This is a genomic window from Pseudomonas sp. P5_B2, from assembly GCF_056400445.1.
The window spans coordinates 1-674 of the sequence record NZ_JBFULH010001359.1 but is presented as its reverse complement, the minus strand read 5'-3'; the positions used below and the strand labels follow the sequence as shown (position 1 = coordinate 674).

The following is a 674-nucleotide window of genomic DNA, read 5'->3' as shown; positions in this document are numbered from 1 at the left end:
GGATTGGCAACACTGGAGAACCCGGCCCCTTATGCGGTCAACCTGATCGTTCACAACAGCAATCCGCGCCTGCAAGCGGACCTGGAGATCTGTATCGAGCACAAAGTGCCGATTGTGATCACCAGCCTCGGCGCAGTGAAGGAAGTGGTCGACGCAGTGCACAGTTACGGCGGCCTGGTGTTCCATGATGTGACGACTCGCCGACACGCGGAAAAAGCCGCGGAAGCGGGCGTGGATGGCTTGATTGCCGTGGCTGCGGGCGCCGGGGGCCACGCTGGCACCTGGAGCCCGTTCTCGCTGATCGCAGAAATTCGTCAGTTCTTCGACAAAACCCTACTGCTGGCCGGTTGCCTGAACCACGGCCACGAGATTCTTGCCGCGCAACTACTCGGTGCGGATTTAGCCTACTTCGGTACGCGATTTATCGGTACCACTGAAAGTCATGCGCCTGACGCCTACAAGGAGATGTTGCTGACTTCCAGGGCGGCGGACATCGTCCATACTCCAGCAGTGTCCGGCGTACCGGCGAGTTTCATGCGTCAAAGCCTGGAAGCAGCAGGTTTCGATATGGCAGCCCTGCAAAACAAGGGTGAGGTCAACTTCGGCTCCAAACTCAAACCAATCAGCGATGAAGCCAAGGCCTGGAAAACCGTGTGGTCTGCAGGTCAGGGCGT

General features: G+C 58.6%; 1 protein-coding gene. It reads left to right on the top strand.

Annotated elements, in window-relative coordinates:
* A partial coding sequence (locus AC1DRJ_RS31225; protein WP_477805503.1) for an NAD(P)H-dependent flavin oxidoreductase occupies window positions 1–674 on the top strand: 674 nt, incomplete at both ends.